The sequence below is a fragment of the Maribacter sp. UH1 genome, from assembly GCF_056839145.1.
The window spans coordinates 3677295-3697117 of the sequence record NZ_CM166387.1; the positions used below are offsets into that span (position 1 = coordinate 3677295).

11 protein-coding genes are annotated in these 19823 nt (G+C 33.5%); 3 read left to right on the top strand and 8 right to left on the bottom strand.

From position 1 onward, the window contains the following. Positions 1 to 29: 29 nt before the first annotated feature. Positions 30 to 743 (top strand): carboxylesterase family protein, encoded by a 714-nt coding sequence (locus tag UH1x_RS15950; RefSeq protein WP_482622927.1) that lies wholly within the window; start codon positions 30 to 32, stop codon positions 741 to 743. A gap of 10 nt (positions 744 to 753) precedes the next feature. Here the strand turns inward: UH1x_RS15950 and UH1x_RS15955 are convergent, their stop codons facing one another. The 6 genes from UH1x_RS15955 to UH1x_RS15980 all read right to left on the bottom strand — a co-directional run bounded on the left by UH1x_RS15955 (position 754) and on the right by UH1x_RS15980 (position 12648). Then, positions 754 to 4128: a VCBS repeat-containing protein gene (locus tag UH1x_RS15955; protein ID WP_482622929.1), complete on the bottom strand. Its 3375-nt coding sequence runs from the start codon at positions 4126 to 4128 to the stop codon at positions 754 to 756. Between the two features lie 303 nt (positions 4129 to 4431). Beyond that, complete coding sequence (locus tag UH1x_RS15960) at positions 4432 to 6123, bottom strand: RagB/SusD family nutrient uptake outer membrane protein (RefSeq protein WP_482622930.1); 1692 nt, start codon at positions 6121 to 6123, stop codon at positions 4432 to 4434. 4 nt (positions 6124 to 6127) lie between these two features. Then, entirely contained in the window at positions 6128 to 9298 is a 3171-nt protein-coding gene (locus tag UH1x_RS15965; RefSeq protein ID WP_482622932.1) for a SusC/RagA family TonB-linked outer membrane protein, read from the bottom strand. 410 nt (positions 9299 to 9708) lie between these two features. Further along, the gene (locus UH1x_RS15970; RefSeq protein WP_482622934.1) at positions 9709 to 10887 is read right to left on the bottom strand and encodes a THUMP-like domain-containing protein; all 1179 of its coding nucleotides are present in this window, start codon (positions 10885 to 10887) and stop codon (positions 9709 to 9711) included. 6 nt (positions 10888 to 10893) lie between these two features. Further along, the gene (locus UH1x_RS15975; RefSeq protein ID WP_482622936.1) at positions 10894 to 11994 is read right to left on the bottom strand and encodes an AI-2E family transporter; all 1101 of its coding nucleotides are present in this window, start codon (positions 11992 to 11994) and stop codon (positions 10894 to 10896) included. A 3-nt stretch (positions 11995 to 11997) separates the two neighbouring features. Beyond that, a complete protein-coding gene (locus UH1x_RS15980) occupies positions 11998 to 12648 on the bottom strand; it encodes a DUF4159 domain-containing protein (protein WP_482622937.1) in 651 nt (216 codons plus the stop codon). Positions 12649 to 12684: 36 nt separating this feature from the next. Between UH1x_RS15980 and UH1x_RS15985 the strand changes: the two genes are divergently transcribed. Next, positions 12685 to 13476, top strand: coding sequence for a DUF1223 domain-containing protein (locus UH1x_RS15985; RefSeq protein ID WP_482622939.1), 792 nt, complete (start codon positions 12685 to 12687; stop codon positions 13474 to 13476). A 2-nt stretch (positions 13477 to 13478) separates the two neighbouring features. On the opposite strand, the gene UH1x_RS15990 is transcribed toward UH1x_RS15985, so the two are convergent. Further along, entirely contained in the window at positions 13479 to 14186 is a 708-nt protein-coding gene (locus UH1x_RS15990; RefSeq protein WP_482622941.1) for a 16S rRNA (uracil(1498)-N(3))-methyltransferase, read from the bottom strand. Positions 14187 to 14203: 17 nt separating this feature from the next. Continuing rightward, positions 14204 to 15232 (bottom strand): tRNA (adenosine(37)-N6)-threonylcarbamoyltransferase complex transferase subunit TsaD, encoded by a 1029-nt coding sequence (tsaD, locus tag UH1x_RS15995; RefSeq protein WP_482622943.1) that lies wholly within the window; start codon positions 15230 to 15232, stop codon positions 14204 to 14206. 62 nt (positions 15233 to 15294) lie between these two features. Here tsaD and UH1x_RS16000 point away from each other — a divergent pair, with 62 nt between their 5' ends. Then, the gene (locus UH1x_RS16000; protein WP_482626514.1) at positions 15295 to 19746 is read left to right on the top strand and encodes a translocation/assembly module TamB domain-containing protein; all 4452 of its coding nucleotides are present in this window, start codon (positions 15295 to 15297) and stop codon (positions 19744 to 19746) included. The last annotated feature ends 77 nt before the right edge of the window (positions 19747 to 19823 follow it).

Genomic DNA, 19823 nt, shown 5'->3' on the forward strand with positions numbered 1-19823 from the left:
ACATTTGATGGATAATTTAGATTTTACAGATGAGGGCAATTATATATATTATTTTATTGGTTATTTTTCAAAGTTGCGCATCTCAAGCAAAGCCCATTCTAATAGATTCGGCAATGGAAACGAATGTAAAAGAAAATCTAGCCTATTATCTGTATTTTCCAGAAGACTATGAAGAAGAGCCTGAGAAAGATTTTCCTATTCTTTTGTTTTTACATGGTGGTGGTGAATCGGGCGATAGTTTGGTGACCGTTAAGAGGAATGGTCCTCCAAAATTGATAGTTCAAGGCAAAAAGTTTCCTTTTTTAATACTGGCACCTCAAAATCCGAATGCCAAAAAATGGTGGAATACTAGAGCGGTAAAACAATTACTAGATTCAATTGTAGATAATAATAGAATAGATAAAAAGCGAATTTATTTAACGGGATTGAGTAGGGGAGGGGGAGCTGCGTGGGAATTGGCGGTTCAATACCCAGATACTTTTGCAGCTATGGCGGTAGTATGTGGCATGGCACCATTACCATATGCTTCATGGATTAATCGCGAAATGCCTATTTGGGTTTTCCATGGAGAGAAAGATAAGTCCATTCCCTTTTCCGAATCTGAAAATATGGTCGCTAAATTAAAGGAAATGGGCTATGAGGTCATTTTCACAAGATACCCTAACGTAGGTCACAACGCATGGATAAAAGCGTATGAAACCGAAGCTTTATATGATTGGTTTATTAATCAGGAGTTGAAATGACCAATTTCCCTTAGTTCTTCTGAAATACCCGAACAGAGTCTCTATTCTGAGTAACGACATAGTATGGATAATTTTCTTTGTTACTTTTAACGGTAGCTATACTTTTTGAATCTCCAGGCACAAGAAATCCGCTTTTAGATGTCTCAATAGATTTGAATTTGCCATTTCCGTCGTTTTGTAGTAATAAACCATTAAAGGCATCATTTCTTCCTATAAAAACTTCATTTCCAAAATTATTTCCAACTAATAAAAGATCTTGGTAACCATCATTGTTATAATCCAAAGATGTAATTCCGTTTATGGGAGCAACTTGAGCTTCTGTAGGTAGTGGACTATATTTAAATGTACCATCACCATTATTTTCTATAATAATACTATTATCATAATTACCAATTAATTTAGTTGACCCTTCTAATTCTTCATCTGTAAATAGGGTAGCAATAGTTGCTTTGGAATATGCTTTAAATGTGTTGTATTTTGCTCTGAAAATTGGACTCTGTCCATTTAAATCTCCCCAAAAATTTACAGGAAATGCCTTGTAGATGGGATTGTCAAAGCTGTCTTTGAAATATGCGAACATTACGGGGTCTATAGTGCCGTTGTTGTCAAAATCTTTTGCGACTACGGTTACTGGTCTTTCCGCTGAAGGTTGATAAAAATTATTCATACCTAAATTACCAACTACGAAATCAATGTCGCCATCATTATCTATGTCGGTTTTTATGATACTTTCCCACCAACCGGAAAGATTTTCAATTCCTGTTTTATTTAATTTTTTAAAACTGGTACCGTTATTTTTAAATATTGAGATAGGCATAAATTCACCAACTACAATTAAATCATCATTTCCATCTAAATCAATATCTGCCCAAACAGCATCTGTAACCATACCTATGTTACTTAAATCAGGAACCATACTAGTGGTTACATCTTTTAATATGCCATTTTGGTTTTTTAATAAAAAGCTTTTTTCCGTATTAGGGTATTTTGAATAAGGAGTTCTTCCGCCAATAAACAAATCGATAAACCCATCTTTGTCAAAGTCTGAGATGGTAACAATAGAGCCGCTTGCACTAATTGTAGGCATTTGATCAGTTGCAATATCAAAGTTTCCTTGACCATCATTAATCAATAACCTATGATTGTAGTATATACTTTCTAGATTAAATTCATTACTACCAGAAACTAAGTACATGTCTAAATCACCATCGTTCTCTAAATCGAATAAAGCAATGCTTTCCTCTTCATATTTCTTGTTTTCTTCATCATCAAATAAACTTTGTTGCATGAACTTACCTTCTGCGTTTTGAAAAAATAATTGAGGTGAATTGCCTGAAGAACTACCAATAATAAAATCTTCAATACCATCACCATTCATATCTCCCACAGCTGTTACTGGACCATTTTGCGTTAATTTATGTGGTATTGTTCGTTGAATATTATAATCTACAATATCTTTTTCTTCATGTAAATATGATAATCCTATATCACTGGAAACCTCTTTGAAAATTGTTTTTTCTTTTTTGGCTACTAGTGGGAAACTTAATTTATCTGAGACTATTGAAACTGCATCTTCATAATTTAGAATTATTCTTTGATTTGCTTTGACATTAGAAATTTTTTGAAACTTATTATCTGGCCATAGTATTTCAATGGATGTTATTTGTTTTTTGGAGCCGAGACCAAAATGCATGATGTCTTCAACGGTAGACATATAGCCTCTGTAGGTATGATGTTCCTTATATTGAAATGTATCATCATCAAACCTTAAAATAATTTTCGCACCTGTTTTTTGCGATTTTGAAGGGGAATCTTTAAGGTCTATACTTAGGTAATTATGTTGACCATCTTTTAGGTCGGTTTGGTTTTGAAAAATCAACGCTTCATCGTTAATGTTATTTACAATATAATCCAAATCACCATCATTATCTAAATCAGCAAATGCAGCACCATTGGAAAATGATGCTATTCCAATACCCCAATCCTCACTAACATCTGTAAACTGATTGTTGGTGTTGTTTTTATATGCGTAATTAGGAATCTTTATTTTTGGGATAGAGTCTAAAATTTGAGCGGGACTTAAATATCTACTAACGTTAAATTTGAAATCGCCAAAATCTAAGTCCGTAATATCTCTTGGAAAACCATTTGTAATTAGTAAATCTTCATATCCATCATTGTCCATATCAGCAAATAGGGGAGACCAGCTCCAATCTGTTTTAGATACACCTGCCATTAATCCTATTTCGCTAAAAGGCACATTGTTTCCATTACCTTTTTGTAACATGTTTCTGGTATGTTGGTATTCATAGCCAAAACGGTCGTTTAAAATATATTCTGTGTATTTGTTTCCTGCTAATGTTGTTTTTAATCTTTCATTGGTTTCACCAAGCATATCTAAGGTGATAATATCCAAATAACCATCATTGTTATAATCGGAAATATCATTTCCCATAGAAAACTTACTTTGGTGTTTAATATTCTCTTTTATCTTATTAGTAAATGTTCCGTCTTGATTGTTAATGTAGAGAATATCATTTGACAGGTAATCATTACTAACATATATATCTGGCCAACCGTCATAATTTAGGTCGGCAATAGAGAGACCTAAACCATAACCTTCTATGGTAATACCTGCTTCTAACGTAACATCTGTAAATGTGCCGTCACCATTATTTTTATATAACTTATCATTACTCAGGGCAGAACCGTCGGTGATTTTTTTTCTAAAATTAGATGGTAATATATGTACATCCACATTGTTTAAAACATATAAATCTAAAAGACCATCTTTGTTATAGTCTATGAAAGATGCACCCATACTATTGCCAGATTCTTCAAGACCATATTCTTTAGCCATATTTTTAAAGGATGGTACACCATTGTTATCTAAACCTTGATGTATAAACAGTATATTTTTCTTTTCCTCTTCACTGTTTAGCATTGCAGAACAAACGTAAATATCTAAAAAGCCGTCATTGTTTATATCTGCCAAGGCAACCCCTGTATTCCATTTATTTAGGGCTTCTATTTTAGATTCTTTGGAGACATCTTTAAATTTAAAATTTCCTTCATTTAAAAATAGCTTGTTTGAAACTTGATTTCCGCTAAAAAATATATCCGGTTTTTGGTCATTGTTAAAATCTCCTATAGCTACGCCACCACCGTTGAAAATATATTCACTTGTTAAAATATTGAAACTATCTGTCTCAACTATTTTGTTATTGAAATCAATTCCTGAATCTGAACTTGGTACAATTTCAAATAATGAATCGCTCTGTTTTTTACAATGAGTGGCATTAAGTAGAAACAGTACTAAAGTTATAGATAGAATTGTTCTTACAGCCTTATGCTTAAAAGTAGTTGTTAGTTTAGAAGTATACAAAGTGAGATGAGTTAGTTGAATGTAAGAGTTGAAAAAAATGATAATTAATAGAAAATTGGATAACTAAATCCAATCATTTTATCAAGTACCAAAATAATATTTTTGAATAGAATATCATAGCCACAAGGGTATTTACTTATAGCTTTTGTAGTAATACTTGTTTGTACTTTAAAACGTTAATCAATATGGTAGCTAAAACATATTCTAATGATAATAAATGGAGGGTGAATTTCTGTCAATGGCATCAAATAAAAAAGCAGGACATGTTAATGTCCTGCTTTAAATAATTTTAAAAACTATTATTTAGTAACCAGGATTCTGCTCTAGAATACCACCACTTAAATCAATTGCCGATAAAGGAATTGGTAAAACTTCATTTTTAGCTTCAAAAGCATTAGCCTTTGTACCGAAGTTTGCAATAGTACGGCTTTCATTAGAAATATACTCATTGATTACTTCCACTCCGTTACCCCATCTGTATAGGTCGAATAAACGGTGACCTTCCATACCAAGTTCTAAACGACGTTCATGACGAACAGCTTTTCTTGCGAAAGCTTGATCGGCAAAACTTGTGTAAGGTTCAATTACATAGTTCGCAGCATCTGCATCACCTGCTTCATTTTGAACATATGTCATATTCTTAGCTCTGTTACGTACTAAGTTTACCCATGTTAAGGCTGATGCCAAATCATTGGTTTCAACAGCAGCTTCAGCACCCATTAAAAGAACATCAGCAAAACGTATAATATGATAGTTTATACCCGAATGTTGTTGACCCCAAGCACCTGTACCTTGGTTGTCAGCATCACCACTTTGGTATACATTTTTGGCAGGTAAATAAGGACCTGAAATATCTGAGAAAGTTGCACGAATCCAAGAGTGACCAGGGAAAGTACCATAACGGTTATAATCAACACCTCTTCTACCAACGGTATAATCTAATCTTGGATCTAAAGGACCTGTGTGTGGTGTAAAAGCATCTTCATCTTCAATACCATAATCGTTTGCTACATCAGACTGATTGAAGGTATCCAAAAGAGGAAGACCAGTAGTTGCATCAGTTTGAAAAGCATTTACCAAATCCTGAGAAGGTTGGTAAAAACCACAACAAGATCCAAACGGTCCTGGGTTAGGGAAATTTAATACCCCTCCAATATTACCATTAAATGACTGTCCATCATCAGCTGTAAATTGAATTGCAAAAACTGCTTCAGAACTATTCTCTCCTGTACTTTCAAAATTAGCTACAAACTCTGAGTTTAAGCTATACGGACCATTGTTTATCACATCTTCCAATAAATCAAAAGCAGCAGCCCATTCAGATTGTTGTAAATGAACTTTACCTAAATAAGCTTGAGCAGCCCATGAAGTTGGTCTACCTGACTGTTCTTGTGTTGCAGGTAAATTATCCATAGCAAATTGTAAGTCGGCTTCAATTTCATCCCAGATAGGACCAGGGTTAGGTTGATTGAATTCTGTATTTGCGTAATTCTCTTCAGAAATGTAAGGTACATTTCCATAAATTCTTTGCAATTCAAAATTAAAATGACCTCTTAAAAAACGAGCTTCTGCTAATTTTCCGGTTAAATCTGCATCTTCAATGGTTGCTATTAATGCAATTACTGCGTTAGCTCTATTTACACCGGCAAATATAGATGACCATTTACCTAAAACGTAAGGGTTACCAGTTGTCCAGTTGTAAACTTCCATTTCAAAAAGATCAGCTTGATCACCATCAGTACTACCTTTATGGGCGTCATCTGCTACAACGTCAAACCACCAGTTATCACCACTTGCGGCAAAACCATTTCCAGAAAGGTTATTACGGATACCATCAAGAGTGGAATAAGCTCCAACTAAAAGGAGTTCAACACCATCTTCATTTTGTACTGCAGCGTCACTAAGAGCACCAACTGCAGGTTGCTCTGTAAAATCATCACTACATGCGCTTATAACAGCGAATAGTGAGAATAAATAAATTAATTTCTTTTTCATTTTTTTACAATTTTAAATTAAATCCAAGTGTAAGAATTCTAGATTGTGGTACAACCTGACTATCTACACCTAATGTTAAGTTATTACCGGTAACCGATGAAATAATCTCAGGATCAAACCCATCGTAACCTGTAACCGTAAGTAAATTTGTGGCTTGTACGTAAACACGTAATAAATCAAGACCAATCTTATTTGCTACTTTATCAGGGAAAGCATAACCTAATTGAACATTTTTTAAACGTAAGTAAGAACCGTCTTCAACAAAGTATGAATTTGGTTGTGTTTCACTATTTTGAATAGAATTACTTAATGCTGGTAATGTAGCATTCGTATTTGTTGGTGTCCAAGAATCTAAAACTCTTACACTTCTATTACCATCAACGAAAGTTGGGAAATCAGTAAATATTTTAGTGTAATTGTAAATGTCATTTCCTTGAGAACCTTGTAAGAATAATGACAAGTCAAAAGCTTTGTACCCTAAGTTAAAGTTGAATCCATAAGTGAAATCTGGGTGAGGAGAACCAATAAAAGTTCTGTCGTCATCGTCTATTACCGTGTCACCGTTTACATCTCTATATTCAAATCTACCTTCATCTGTAAAACCAATTACTTCTCTACCAAAGAAAGAAGAAATAGGCTGACCAACCTGTGTTCTAGAAACAGCACCACCACGGAAGCTGTCATCACCAGTTTGGAAGTCACTGATCCAATCAGTTACTTCATTCTTGTATTTAGAAAAGTTTACATCGAAACCATATTCCCATCCAGATTCAGTTTCATCTTTATAGCGAAGATTGATATCAAAACCAGTATTGGTTACATTTCCTGCATTTACATAAGGTGCACCAGCATCGATAGCTGTTGTACTAATTAAACTGTTATCTTGAACAATTAAATCTTTAGTTTTAATATTGAACCATTCAAAATCTAAATTCAGTTTATCACTGAAAAAGCCAAGTTCAATACCTGCATTGATTGCCTCACTAGTTTCCCATTTTAAATTTGGGTTACCAACAGCGGATAATAATGCTCCTGTTGCTATAGAGCTACCATCAATAGCATAATTAGATAAACTTTCATTTAGTGAAGAAATGTTTATTGTAGGATTACTTGCTGGTAAAGATTGATTACCTAATTGACCCCATGAACCTTTTAGTTTCAACCAGCTTAAAGCTGAATCAGAAGAGATAAAATCTTCTTTACTAACTACCCAAGCACCACTAATTGATGGAAATGTGTCACTTTTATTATCTCCAGCAAAACGTGAAGATGTATCGTTACGTAAAGTACCTGTAATAAAATATTTGTCAGCATAAGAATACGTTGCAGAACCAAATATGGAATACAAACTAGTAGTAGCGTCATAGGCATTGTCAATGTTAGGTGTACCACTACCATTGTTTAATAAGTAAAAGTCTGGTGTTTCAAATAAGAAACCGGTTCTACTTACTTGTTTTCCTTTAATACCGTCTTCAACAGACTCAATACCTACTAAAGCATCAATTTTACTGTTTTCAAAGGTTTTTTTATAGTTTAACGTATTTGTGAAAGTCCATGAATAACCATCTTGGTTAAGTTCCCTTAGTTGATTGGTTCCTAATGGCTCACTATGCTCAGGATCTAATGCTACAAAACTACGAGTATTGAATGAATTAATTGTACCACCAAAATTAGTTTTAAACGTAAGGCCATTTGCTATTTCAGCAGATAAATAGATATCTCCTAAAACCCTAAGAGTCTTATTAAAGTCGTCACTAGCTCTACTTAACTGAGCTAACGGGCTTCTTGAGTTACCTGTTCCTTGGGCTCCTGTACCTGCAAAATTACCATTATCATCATATAAAGGAATTAATGGGCTACTTCTTACTGCTTCTTCATATCTAGCTCCGGCACCACCTTGGTTTCCGTTAGAATAGGCTGTGCTAAAGTGTTGACCAATACGAACTTTGTCTCCTAGTTTAAATTCAGAGTTTAATCGAATTTGACCTATTTTATAGAATGTGTTTACAAGATTACTTGGATTGTTCAAGAAATTTGCGGAAAGTGAATACTTACTGTTCTCTTCACCATTAGCAATAGAGAATGCAACACTTTGAATAATTGATGTTCTAGTAATAGCATCTATCCAATCTGTGCCATTTGGATTTACAGAAGCCGAGGCGTCACCTCTTACGATAGGGTCATAAGAAACTACTCTTGTATAACCATTTAATGCTGAAGGAACAACTGCAGATGAACCATTACCATATTGTGGGTGATCAAACACTGTACCATCGTTTGCTGAACTTTGAAACAATACATCTCCTAACTGTTGTGCATTTAAAAACTCAGGAGTGTTTGTTATTGAAGAAAACCCAGTGTATGTGTCAACAGATACTATTGGTTTGTCCATATTATAACCACCGCCTTTAGTTGTAATAATTACTACCCCGTTAGATGCTCTTGCACCATATATGGCAGCTGCACCATCTTTTAAGACGTTCATTTGATCAATGTCGTTCGGGTTAATACTGTTTAATACAAATGGGTCATCTGTTTGTAGACCATCAATAATAAACAATGGGTTGGTATTATTACTAGTACCAAAACCACGAATATTAATTTTTGGTGGGCTACCTGGTGTCGCATTTTGTACTACAGTTACACCACTTACACGACCTTGTAATGCAGAAGCAGCATTTACAACTGGTGCTTTTGTTGCTTCTGATACATCTACAGATGCTACAGAACCGGTAATATCACCTCTTGTTTGAGTTGAGTAACCTAATACAACAACTTCATCAAGAGCGGCAGCATCTTCAGCTAAAGTTGCATTCACACTTGATTGACCGTTCACGGCAATCTCTGTACTTTTAAATCCTATATAGCTAAATACCAATGTAGCACCATCAGATACATTTAAGCTATAGTTACCATCAAAATCTGTTTGTGTACCATTAGTTGTTCCTTTTTCTACAACATTGGCTCCAGGTAATGGTTGGCCAGTGTCATCTAAAACGGTTCCCGTAATAGTAGATTGAAGCGTTTTTACTTCAACTTCGTTTGAAGTACTTGTGTTTTCATTTGCTTGTACCAATTGGGTACCTAAGCAAACAAGCATTGATAAAACTCCATACTTAATAAAGGATGACCTTTTGCTGGATTTCATCAACGTGTAATCACGTTTTTGACTCATAATAGTTGTTGTTTGTTAGTTTAAATTAAATGCGCGGAAATTGAGCTTCTAAAATTTATAGTTGCAGTAATTAAATGTTAAAAAAATCAAAATCCGGTATAATAATAGCACTTTTACTTTAAATATCGATAATTCATCAATGTTAATTTTCGAAGGTCATAAATCCATTTTGTAGTATTGTTATTGTAATAATCTGTATTAATAGGCGTAAATATTGAGTAATCAATAATTTAGCTATCGATAAATTTGGAATTTTCTACGTTAAATTTTTAACATTTTCATTTCGTTATGTAGATAAAAATTACGTTAAAAGGTAATTTACAACGTTGTAGTTTTACTTTTTTGAGCTACTTCTAAATGAGTTATAATTTAATAAATGGGATTATTAAATGGCATAATAAAATGCTTTTTTAAATTTGAAAACATGAAATAGATACTAATTTTCCGGCAATGTTGGTTGTGAAGAAAAGATAGTTAATTCCACCGTCTTTAATGCCTAGTTTTTTTCTGATTTTTTCTACCGAATCCGGGAAGTTTCTTGTAGTGATATTGGCTTTGGAAATCCCTGATTTTTTAAATGTTTTCTTTGAGTAATCATAAATATCTTCAACTTTAAATATACGCCCAGGGAACTCAATTAATTTTTCTGATGTGTACAAATGTGAATTAGGGTGAAGTTTATATAAGTTGAAATGCTTTCCTATAAAATGAAACGAACCAGATTTTAAAATGGATGCGTTTGGTTCATATACATATGCTAAAGGTTCTGAATATTCAGAGATTGTATGTTCCTCGTCGCTTATATTAAAATTGAACTCTTGTACGTTATTAGATTTAAAATTTACTGTTTTTATAAGAGTTTCACTATTAAAACCCTTTTCAATTAGCCAAAGTAGCTCCTTTACATCATTGTTAACAGCCACAATGTGTATTTCTTTTACAGATCCCAATTCCTTTAAGCCACTTTTAATATCTAACAATGGTCCGGTTTTAATAATTAGATTCGAAGATTTTGACAGTAAAAGATCCATGTTGCTTACTACATTGGGTTCGCAATCAGCTAAGTAATATACTTTTTTGTTGTTCTTGTCTCTTCTAGATGGGTCTACATAAAGCCAATTATATGAGTTAGATGTGTTATTCAAAAATGCTAATCCGTCTTCTGAAATACATTTTATATTTGTAATACCCATTTGGGTAAAGTTGTAATCGGCAATTTTAGATAGAGCCTCGTTATTTTCGATGTGAGTGACTTGGTTTAATTTACGGGAAAACGCAAATGAATCTACTCCAAACCCACCAGTTACATCAATTAAGGAATTACCGTCTATTAACGAAGCTTTGTAATTTGCCGTAATTTCTGATGAAGTCTGTGAAAGATTAAGTTTGTTAGGGTAATATATATTTTTGGTTTTAAACCATGTAGGTAATTTTGATTTTGCCCTTACTTTTGACTCGATTTGTTCGGCCAACTCTTTTTGGCTGACATTTTTGAACTTTGGTTTTGATAAGATGATTTTGTGAATATCGGTCTTTAGGTTATCATCAATAAAATTTTGTACTTCACTACTTATTAATTCTTTATTCACAACAATCTAAAGATTATGGGTCAAAGATTTTACTATTTGATTATCAGAAAGAAATTCTTTTAAAATAACTTTAATAGCAGTATATCCAGGAACAGCTACTATCATACCTACGGTACCAAATAATAAGCCTGCAATGATAATAACCAAGAAAATCTCTAAGGGATGAGACTTTACGCTATTTGAAAATATAAAAGGTTGGGAGAAAAAATTGTCTACCAATTGCCCTATTAGCAATCCTATAAATACATAACCTGTTTTTGGTAATATTACTTCACTAAAATCAGAACCCAAATTACTGGTCATGGTCAATGTCAACATGATAACACCACCTATTATAGGTCCTATGTAAGGTATGATATTAAAAAGGGCGCATAGAAAGGCTATAACTACTGCATTTTCAATACCGACTATAAGTAAGACGATCGTGTAAATGACAAATAGAATAAAAATCTGAAGTAAAAGACCAACAAAGTATCTTGACAATAATCCATTAATTTTTCCAATTGAATTGGTGGTGCCTTTCTTTTTATCGACTGGAACGAAAATCAATAAACCGTGTTCAAATAATTTACTGTCCTTTAAAAAGAAAAAAGAAATAAAGAGAACTGAAAATAAACCAATACTCGCTGTGCTCAAGATATTTAAAAAGGAGTTTAAAAAATTTGGAATAAAACCAATATCCAAGCCCTGTAGAATATTCTGTTCTAAACCAGAATCATCAATTACATCTTCTACTATATGCGATGATAAGCCTAGATAATTCGTAATTTGATGGTATAATGTGTTTAAACTTTTTTGTAATTCGTCTATATCAAGTAAGGACAGGTTTTTGCCTTGCTCTGTTAATAATGGTATGAATAGAGCTATAATACCTACTAACAAACCAACCATGAGAACCATTGTGATAATAACGGCAAGTATATTTGGTAGTTTAAGTCGTAATCTAAAAAAACGGACTAAAGGGCTGCCTATTAATGCGGTAACAGCTGCAATTGCTAAGTATGCGATAACAGATTGTATCGTGTATAAAAAATATAGTAAAAGAGCTATGCCAACTAATACACCTATTGCTCTTAATATGCCTTGCGATATGGTTTTTGCGGTCATTGATTAATTTTTAAAGGCATAAGTTATAATATTGGCGCCCATTTGCAGCGCTTTTTCTCGTACCTCTGCAGGATCATTATGCACTGTAGGATCTTCCCAGCCATCACCTAAATCTGATTCTGATGTAAACAATAATACAATTCTATTGTTTTTTGATATGGCAAATGCTTGCGGGCGCTGCCCATCATGCTCATGAATTTTTGGCAACCCTTTTGGAAAAGAATAGGTGTTTTTAAATATCTGATGTTCAGCACCTAACTCCTCTAATTCTGTATTTGGAAAAAGCTTTTTGATTTCCCTAGTAATATAAGGCTTCATGCCATAATTGTCATCAATATGTAAAAATCCACCGGATAAAAGGTAGTTTCTTAAGTTTTCTATTTCCTGATCAGAAAACACAACATTACCATGCCCTGTCATATGTAAAAAAGGATATTGAAAAATGGAACTACTACCAACCTCTACGGTTTCTGGTTTACTATTTATGGTTGTGTCAATATTATTGTTGCAATAGGTAATTAAGTTAGGTAATGCAGTGGGGTTGGCGTACCAATCTCCACCACCTTGATATTTTAAAATAGCTATTTCTTGTGAAAATATCTGAAAACTGCAGAATAACAGGCTTAAAACAAGATATATTGTAAGTTTTTTCATTTTAATTCGAATAATAGTATACCTAATTATACTATTATGTTAGATAAAAAATTGATTATTCTTTTGTTTTTAGGAGCAGGTCTTTTTTTAACCTCCTTTATTCCATCCCAACCGAGTAAAGATAATAAAGTTGGTGATGCTTTTTCTTCAAAGTTTTCAGAAAAAGCATTTAACGGAGTAGTAGTGCTAGAGCTTTTTACTTCACAAGGTTGTTCTAGTTGTCCGCCAGCGGATGAATTATTGCAGGAAGTTAAGGTTAGGTATCCTGATAATGTATTTGTGCTTAGTTTCCATGTTGATTATTGGAACTATATAGGTTGGGCTGATCCATTTAGTAATAAGGAATTTACTGAAAAACAAAGCAGTTATAATAGAAAATTTGGATATAAAGGGAACTACACTCCAGAATTGGTGGTTAACGGTAAAGAGCATCTAGTAGGTTCAAATAAAGGAAAGGTTTTAAATGCTATCAATAAATATTCTGTTTTGAAATCAGAGAACCAATTTATTGTACAAAGTTTAAATAGAGAAACGGACAAAATAAATTTCAATTATACTATTGCTGGAGATACTTCAGGTAAAAATGTGCGAGCTGTTTTAGTTTTAAACGAGAGGACAACACAAGTAAAAAGAGGAGAGAACAGACAAAGAACGTTAGTAAACTCCAACATTGTGGTGGCAGAAAAGACGATAAAAATTGCAAATAGTAGTCTTAGTGGTTCTATAACCATCCCTTCAACCGTTAAAAACAAAGAAGAACTTATTCTTATGTTGATAATGGAAAACAACAATGGCGATATCTTGGGTGCGGTTAAAGAAGCTATTTAATATTAGCCATTGTTAATGGTTGCTATAATGGTGCAAGCTACGATTGCTGCAGTTTCTGTTCTTAATCTTGTTTTGCCCATAGCAACTGGGGCGTATCCTTTTTGCATAGCATTTTTAATCTCTTCGGGAGAAAAATCACCTTCAGGACCTATTAAAATAGTAACATCTTTATCTGCAGCGACCCTTCTTTTTAGTTCATGCCTTTCGGTGTCTTCACAATGCGCAATAAATTGTAGTTCAGCAGCTGGTTTTTCTAAAAATTCAGAAAAACTAATGGGTTCGTTTAATTTAGGTAGATATGTTTGCAAAGATTGCTTCATGGCTGATTCTAACACACGTTGCATACGTTCAAGTTTTAGTACTTTGCGTTCTGATCTGTCACAAATGATAGGTGTTATTTCATCAATCCCTATTTCGGTAGCTTTTTCTAAAAACCACTCAAAACGATCATTCATTTTTGTTGGTGCAACTGCTATATGTAACCAATGAGATTTTGGATGGTTTTTTTTAGATGACACAAGTTCTACCTCGCATTTTTTTAAATTATCCCTAATTATTTTTGCTTCAAATAAATAACCATAACCATTTGTAATCCATAGCTGGTCACCATTTTTTTTTCTCAAAACTTTTATAATGTGCTTACTTTCATTACTATCGAAAATGAAAGTGGCATCAGTGTCTTTTATATCTGAATTGTAAAATAATTGCATGTGGGTAGTTTTAAAAGCTATGATATAACATACCTGGCTTTAGCCGTTACATCTTGTTGAGAAAATTTCTCGTTCTTGTATTTTTGATAGCCTACAATACCTATCATGGCAGCATTGTCAGTGCAATACTTAAATTTAGGAATATAGGTTTTCCATCCAAACTTGGATTGTGCTTCTACCAGTGCGTTTCTAATACCGGAATTGGCTGATACTCCACCTCCAATGGCAATTTCTTTTATACCAGTCTGTTTTACAGCTTTTTTCAATTTTCTCATCAATATAGTGATGATTGTATATTGTATAGAAGCACAAATATCCTCCAAATTGTTCTTGATAAAATCCGGATTCTCTTTCGTTTGTCTTTGAATAAAGTATAAAATATTGGTTTTTAATCCGCTAAAACTAAAATCCAAGTCTTTTACATTTGGTATGGTGAATTCAAATTTATGAGGATTACCAGTTGCGGCATATTTGTCTATTAATGGTCCGCCAGGGTAGGGTAGCCCTAAAATTTTTGCACTCTTATCAAATGCTTCACCAACTGCATCATCTAAAGTTTGCCCAATAATTTTCATATCAAAGAAATCGTTGACTTGAACAATTTGTGTATGACCTCCACTTATGGTCAATGCCAAAAAAGGAAATGATGGTGCCTTCATAGTTTCATCATTTATAAAATGAGCTAAAATATGGGCTTTCATGTGGTTAACTTCAATAAGAGGTATTTGTAAACCTAATGATAAAGATTTTGCAAATGAGGTGCCTACAAGTAATGAGCCCATTAGTCCAGGTCCGCGTGTAAATGCTATGGCTGATAATTGTTTTTTATCGATATTTGCTTTGGCTATGGCTTGATGAACGACAGGGACTATATTTTGTTGATGCGCTCTTGAAGCAAGTTCTGGTACAACCCCTCCATATTCTTCGTGAATAGCCTGGGTAGCCACAACATTACTGAGCACTTTATCGTTCATTAAAACTGCCGCAGAAGTGTCATCACAAGAAGATTCTATTGCAAGTATATAAATTGTATCGTGTTCAGACATATTTGGAATAAAATTTGAGCAACAAAGGTAAAACATAAAGACCTATCAAAAAACTGAGAAAAATATTGGTTAGAACATTATTGGTGCTTTTGCTGATATGTGTTTTAGGTACTATCATTTTTTCACTGCCAGTGGTACAGACCTTGCTGGCACAGTTTGCTACGAAAAAAATTAACGATCAATATGGTACGCATATTAATATAGAGCGCTTAAAGGTTTCTTTGATTTCATGGAATACGGGTTTGGAAGGAGTCTTTATTGAAGACTACCAACAAGATACTTTATTCTATGTAAATGAGCTTAAAACCTCTATTCTCAGCATAGGTAATTTAGCTCAAGGTAACTTAGAATTCGGAGATATAGATGTTGATGAATTGAATTTTAAGCTTAAAACTTATTTTGGCGAAACGAATACTAATTTGGAGGTTTTTGTAGATAAACTAGATAATGGTAAACCCCGGGCGCCTGGTACGCCACCTTTTAGGCTTTCCTCATCTAATGTAGATATTGAGAATAGCAGGTTTAAGTATATTGATGAAAACCTAAATAATGCGACTGTCTTAAATTTTGATAGTCTAAATATAAATGCAGGAGATTTTTTAATTCTAGGTCCTGAGGTTTCTGCAGATATTCAAGAAATGTCCTTCTTTAGTAATAGAGGATTAAAAGTTGATAGATTAGCAACTAATTTTAAGTATACAAAGCAGCAAATGCGCTTTGATTCCTTGCAAATACAAACTCCGCTTTCTGCTTTAGATGGTAATTTGGTATTTAATTATGACCGAAAAGATTTTGCGGATTTCTTGAACAAGGTTAATGTGGTGGCAGAGTTTAAAGAATCTAAGGTTGCTTTTGATGAAGTTAACTTGCTTTACAATGAATTTGGTAAGGGAAAAGAAGTAATGTTCAACGCCAATGTAAACGGAGTTTTAAATGATCTTAATACTGATGATCTCTTCCTGTTTTCTGATGATACCGGAATACGTGGCGATTTTAATTTTAAAAATTTATTTAACAAGCAAAAACCTTTTAGCTTAAATGCTGAAATGAAAAATGTTACAAGTAGTTACTATCAATTGAATGCGTTATTACCAAATTTAATTGGCAAGTCATTACCTTCTTCTTTTAGTAAGCTTGGGCAATTTACTATTCGTGGTAATGCTTTCATCACCAATTCTTCAGTAGATGCAAAAGTAAATTTAAACACCGCCGTAGGTAGCAGTTATGCGGATATTGTACTGAGTGATTTTAATAATATTGACAATGCTACCTATAAAGGATTTATCTCTTTGATAGATTTTGATTTAGGTGATTTCACTGAAAATAAAAACCTAGGTAAAACAACTTTGGATTTCAACGTAGAAGGAAAAGGTTTTGTGAAAGAGAAATTGAATACCGAGGTTATAGGGCAAATATATTCTATAGAATTTAATAATTATAATTATCAAGATTTACGTGTTTCAGGTCTAATTAAAGATCAGTTGTTTGATGGTTCTTTGATTAGTAATGACGAGAATTTTAAATTTGATTTTAAGGGTCTGGCCAATGTGGCGGAAACAAGAAATAACTTCAACTTTATTGCTTCTGTAGATTATGCCGATCTAAAGAAGTTGAATATTATAAATGATAGTGTTTCAGTGTTTAAGGGTAACGTTAGTATGGATATTACCGGTACTACCTTAGATAATATTACCGGAGATATTAACTTCACGCAAACGAGCTATCAAAACGTAAATGATACCTATTATTTTGAAGATTTTGCCGTTACTTCTAGCTTTGGTGAAGATCGCGAGCGCACTATCAATATAAACTCACCAGATATAATTACCGGTTTTATGAAGGGTAATTTTAAAGTGAGGGAATTAGGTAAACTTGTACAAAACTCTTTGGGTAGTATTTATACAAATTATAGACCTTTTCAAATATCAGATGGTCAAAACCTTTCCTTTAATTTTAAGATATATAATAAGATTGTAGATGTATTCTTTCCTGAGGTACGTTTTGATCCCAACACTTTTATAAAAGGGAATATAGTAGCGGATGATGGTGATTTTAAGCTCAATTTTGCGTCTCCAAGTATAGAGGCTTTTGGTACGGCTGCCGATAGTATTGAGGTTAGAATTGATAATAAGAACCCGCTCTTCAATACTTTCGTTTCTGTGGGTGAATTAGATACACCGTATTATAATTTTAAGGATTTTAATCTGATTAACACTACTTTAAAAGATACCTTGTTCTTTAGGTCTGAATTTAAGGGAGGTAGTGAATTTAACGATTCATATAACCTGAACTTTTATCATACATTTAATAAGGATAATAAATCCGTTATTGGTCTTAAAACTTCCGATGTTAATTTTAAAGGCAATAAATGGGTATTGAATAAAGATGGTGATACCAAAAACAAGGTTATACTAAATAGGTCTTTAGATAGCATTACAATCCAAGAAATTGTGATGAACAATGAAGAAAAGGAGCAAATTAGATTAAAGGGTCAATTGGCAGATTCAACGTATAAAGATCTGCAGCTTCAGTTCAAAATAGTTTCCTTGGATAAAATAACGCCTGTAATAGATAGTCTAAAATTACAAGGAGAGGTTAACGGTACTTTGAATGTGCTTCAAAAAGACGGAATCTATTTGCCATCATCAAATTTAAATATTGTTGATTTTGGAATTAACAGTATTCCTTTGGGAGATTTAGCTATAAATATTATTGGAAATAAAGATTTATCCGAGTTTCAGGTAAATTCCCAACTATCGGATAATAATGTCGAGAAATTCAGCGTAGTAGGTAGTATTGAAAATAAAGGAGAAATACCTAAAGCAAACCTAATTGCCAATTTTAATAATTTTGGATTGGAACCGTTTAGCCCACTGGGCGAAGGTGTTATAGACCATATACGCGGAGATATAGATGGTAGGGTCAAGATTGAAGGAAATGTAGATAATCCTGATTTTAATGGTCTGTTAACTTTAGATAATGCAGGTATTGCTGTGCCGTATTTAAATGTTGATTATGGTTTTGCACCTCGTTCAAGAGTAATACTTAAAAATCAGACTTTCGACTTTGAAAATATAGCATTAGAAGATGTCACAAAAGGCACACGAGCCAATTTAGATGGTACAATTACCCACAGCTTCTTTAAAGATTGGGTTTTGGATTTGAATGTAGATACCAAGAATGATAAATTCTTAATTCTTAATACGGAGTTTAAAGAGGGCGAATTGTATTATGGTACCGGTTATTTGAATGGTACGGGTCGTATTTATGGACCAACAACGGCATTGAACATTACGGTAGATGGATCTACGGCAAAAGGTACATCACTAAAAATCCCTTTAAGTGATGTGGTAAGTGTTGGTGATTATTCTTTTATTAATTTTCTGGAAAAGAAAGATAAGTTAAGAATTGAAAACCAACGCCAATTAAAAGATTATCAAGGTCTTGAGTTGGAATTTAACCTTGACGTAACGCCAGATGCCGAAGTTGAAATTGTGACCGATACCAAAACTGGAAGCTCTCTGAAGGGAACCGGTGTGGGTATTATATTGATACAGATCAATACCAATGGTAAATTTGAAATGTACGGGGACTATGTTGTTGTTACCGGTGAGTTCAATTATAAGTTTGGAGGAATCATAGACAAGAAATTTAAGGTGGAGCCCGGTGGTACTATAAACTGGGATCAAAAACCTTTAGAAGCTATTTTAGACATGGAGGCGGTGTATTCTTTAAATGCCAATCCGGCACCATTGCTTGATGATGCAGGATTTACTAGAAGAATACCTACTGATGTAATTATTAGTCTAACCGGTCAACTTCAAAAACCGGATATTGATTTTGGTATTGATTTTCCGGGTACGAACTCCATCGTGAAATCTGAATTGGAATATCGTTTACAGGATCCAACGGTAGAAGAAAAGAATGCCATATTCTTATTGGCACAAGGTACATTCGTAAATTCTCAAAGTGGTATCAATCAACAAGCGATAACAGGTAACTTGGTTCAAAGTGCATCCAGTATTCTAAACTCTATATTAAGCGGTGGTAATGATAAATTTAATCTTGGTCTATCTTATGAGCAAGGTATATTGGATCGGTCAGCTGATATAGAAACGGATGATAGAATAGGGGTTACGGTATCTACTCAAATATCAGATAGAATATTGTTTAATGGTAAAGTAGGTGTTCCGGTGGGTGCATCTAGTGAAACTTTGGTTGCAGGTGATTTTGAAATTCAGGTATTACTGAATGAAGAAGGTACGCTAAGTGCTAATTTCTTCAGTAGACAGAGTGAGATACAAGCCTATTTGTCAGATCAACAGGGCTCCACTCAAGGAGCGGGAATATCTTATGAGGTAGATTTCAATAATTTTAAAGAACTTTTTCAAAAGATTTTGGCTACCAAACCAGCAATTGAAGAAGAACCTGTAAAAGAAATTGAAACCCCATCTTCGGTTATGGGTAATGATAGTTTAATTCGATTTTATGACAAGCCTAAATCATTGAATTAATAAAGGAATTCTCATCTTTTTTGCAATAAATAACAAATTTTAAGAATTTGAGTATTAATCTGTTACAGCGAAATCCT

Excerpts from the sequence above, each read along its gene's own strand:
- UH1x_RS15990 (WP_482622941.1), bottom strand. The coding sequence starts at position 14,186 with ATGCAATTATTTTACAATTCAGATATAAAAGACACTGATGCCACTTTC.
- UH1x_RS15985 (WP_482622939.1), top strand. The coding sequence starts at position 12,685 with ATGTTAGATAAAAAATTGATTATTCTTTTGTTTTTAGGAGCAGGTCTT.
- UH1x_RS15960 (WP_482622930.1), bottom strand. The coding sequence starts at position 6,123 with ATGAAAAAGAAATTAATTTATTTATTCTCACTATTCGCTGTTATAAGC.
- tsaD (WP_482622943.1), bottom strand. The coding sequence starts at position 15,232 with ATGTCTGAACACGATACAATTTATATACTTGCAATAGAATCTTCTTGT.
- UH1x_RS15975 (WP_482622936.1), bottom strand. The coding sequence starts at position 11,994 with ATGACCGCAAAAACCATATCGCAAGGCATATTAAGAGCAATAGGTGTA.
- UH1x_RS15980 (WP_482622937.1), bottom strand. The coding sequence starts at position 12,648 with ATGAAAAAACTTACAATATATCTTGTTTTAAGCCTGTTATTCTGCAGT.
- UH1x_RS15965 (WP_482622932.1), bottom strand. The coding sequence starts at position 9,298 with ATGAGTCAAAAACGTGATTACACGTTGATGAAATCCAGCAAAAGGTCA.
- UH1x_RS15950 (WP_482622927.1), top strand. The coding sequence starts at position 30 with ATGAGGGCAATTATATATATTATTTTATTGGTTATTTTTCAAAGTTGC.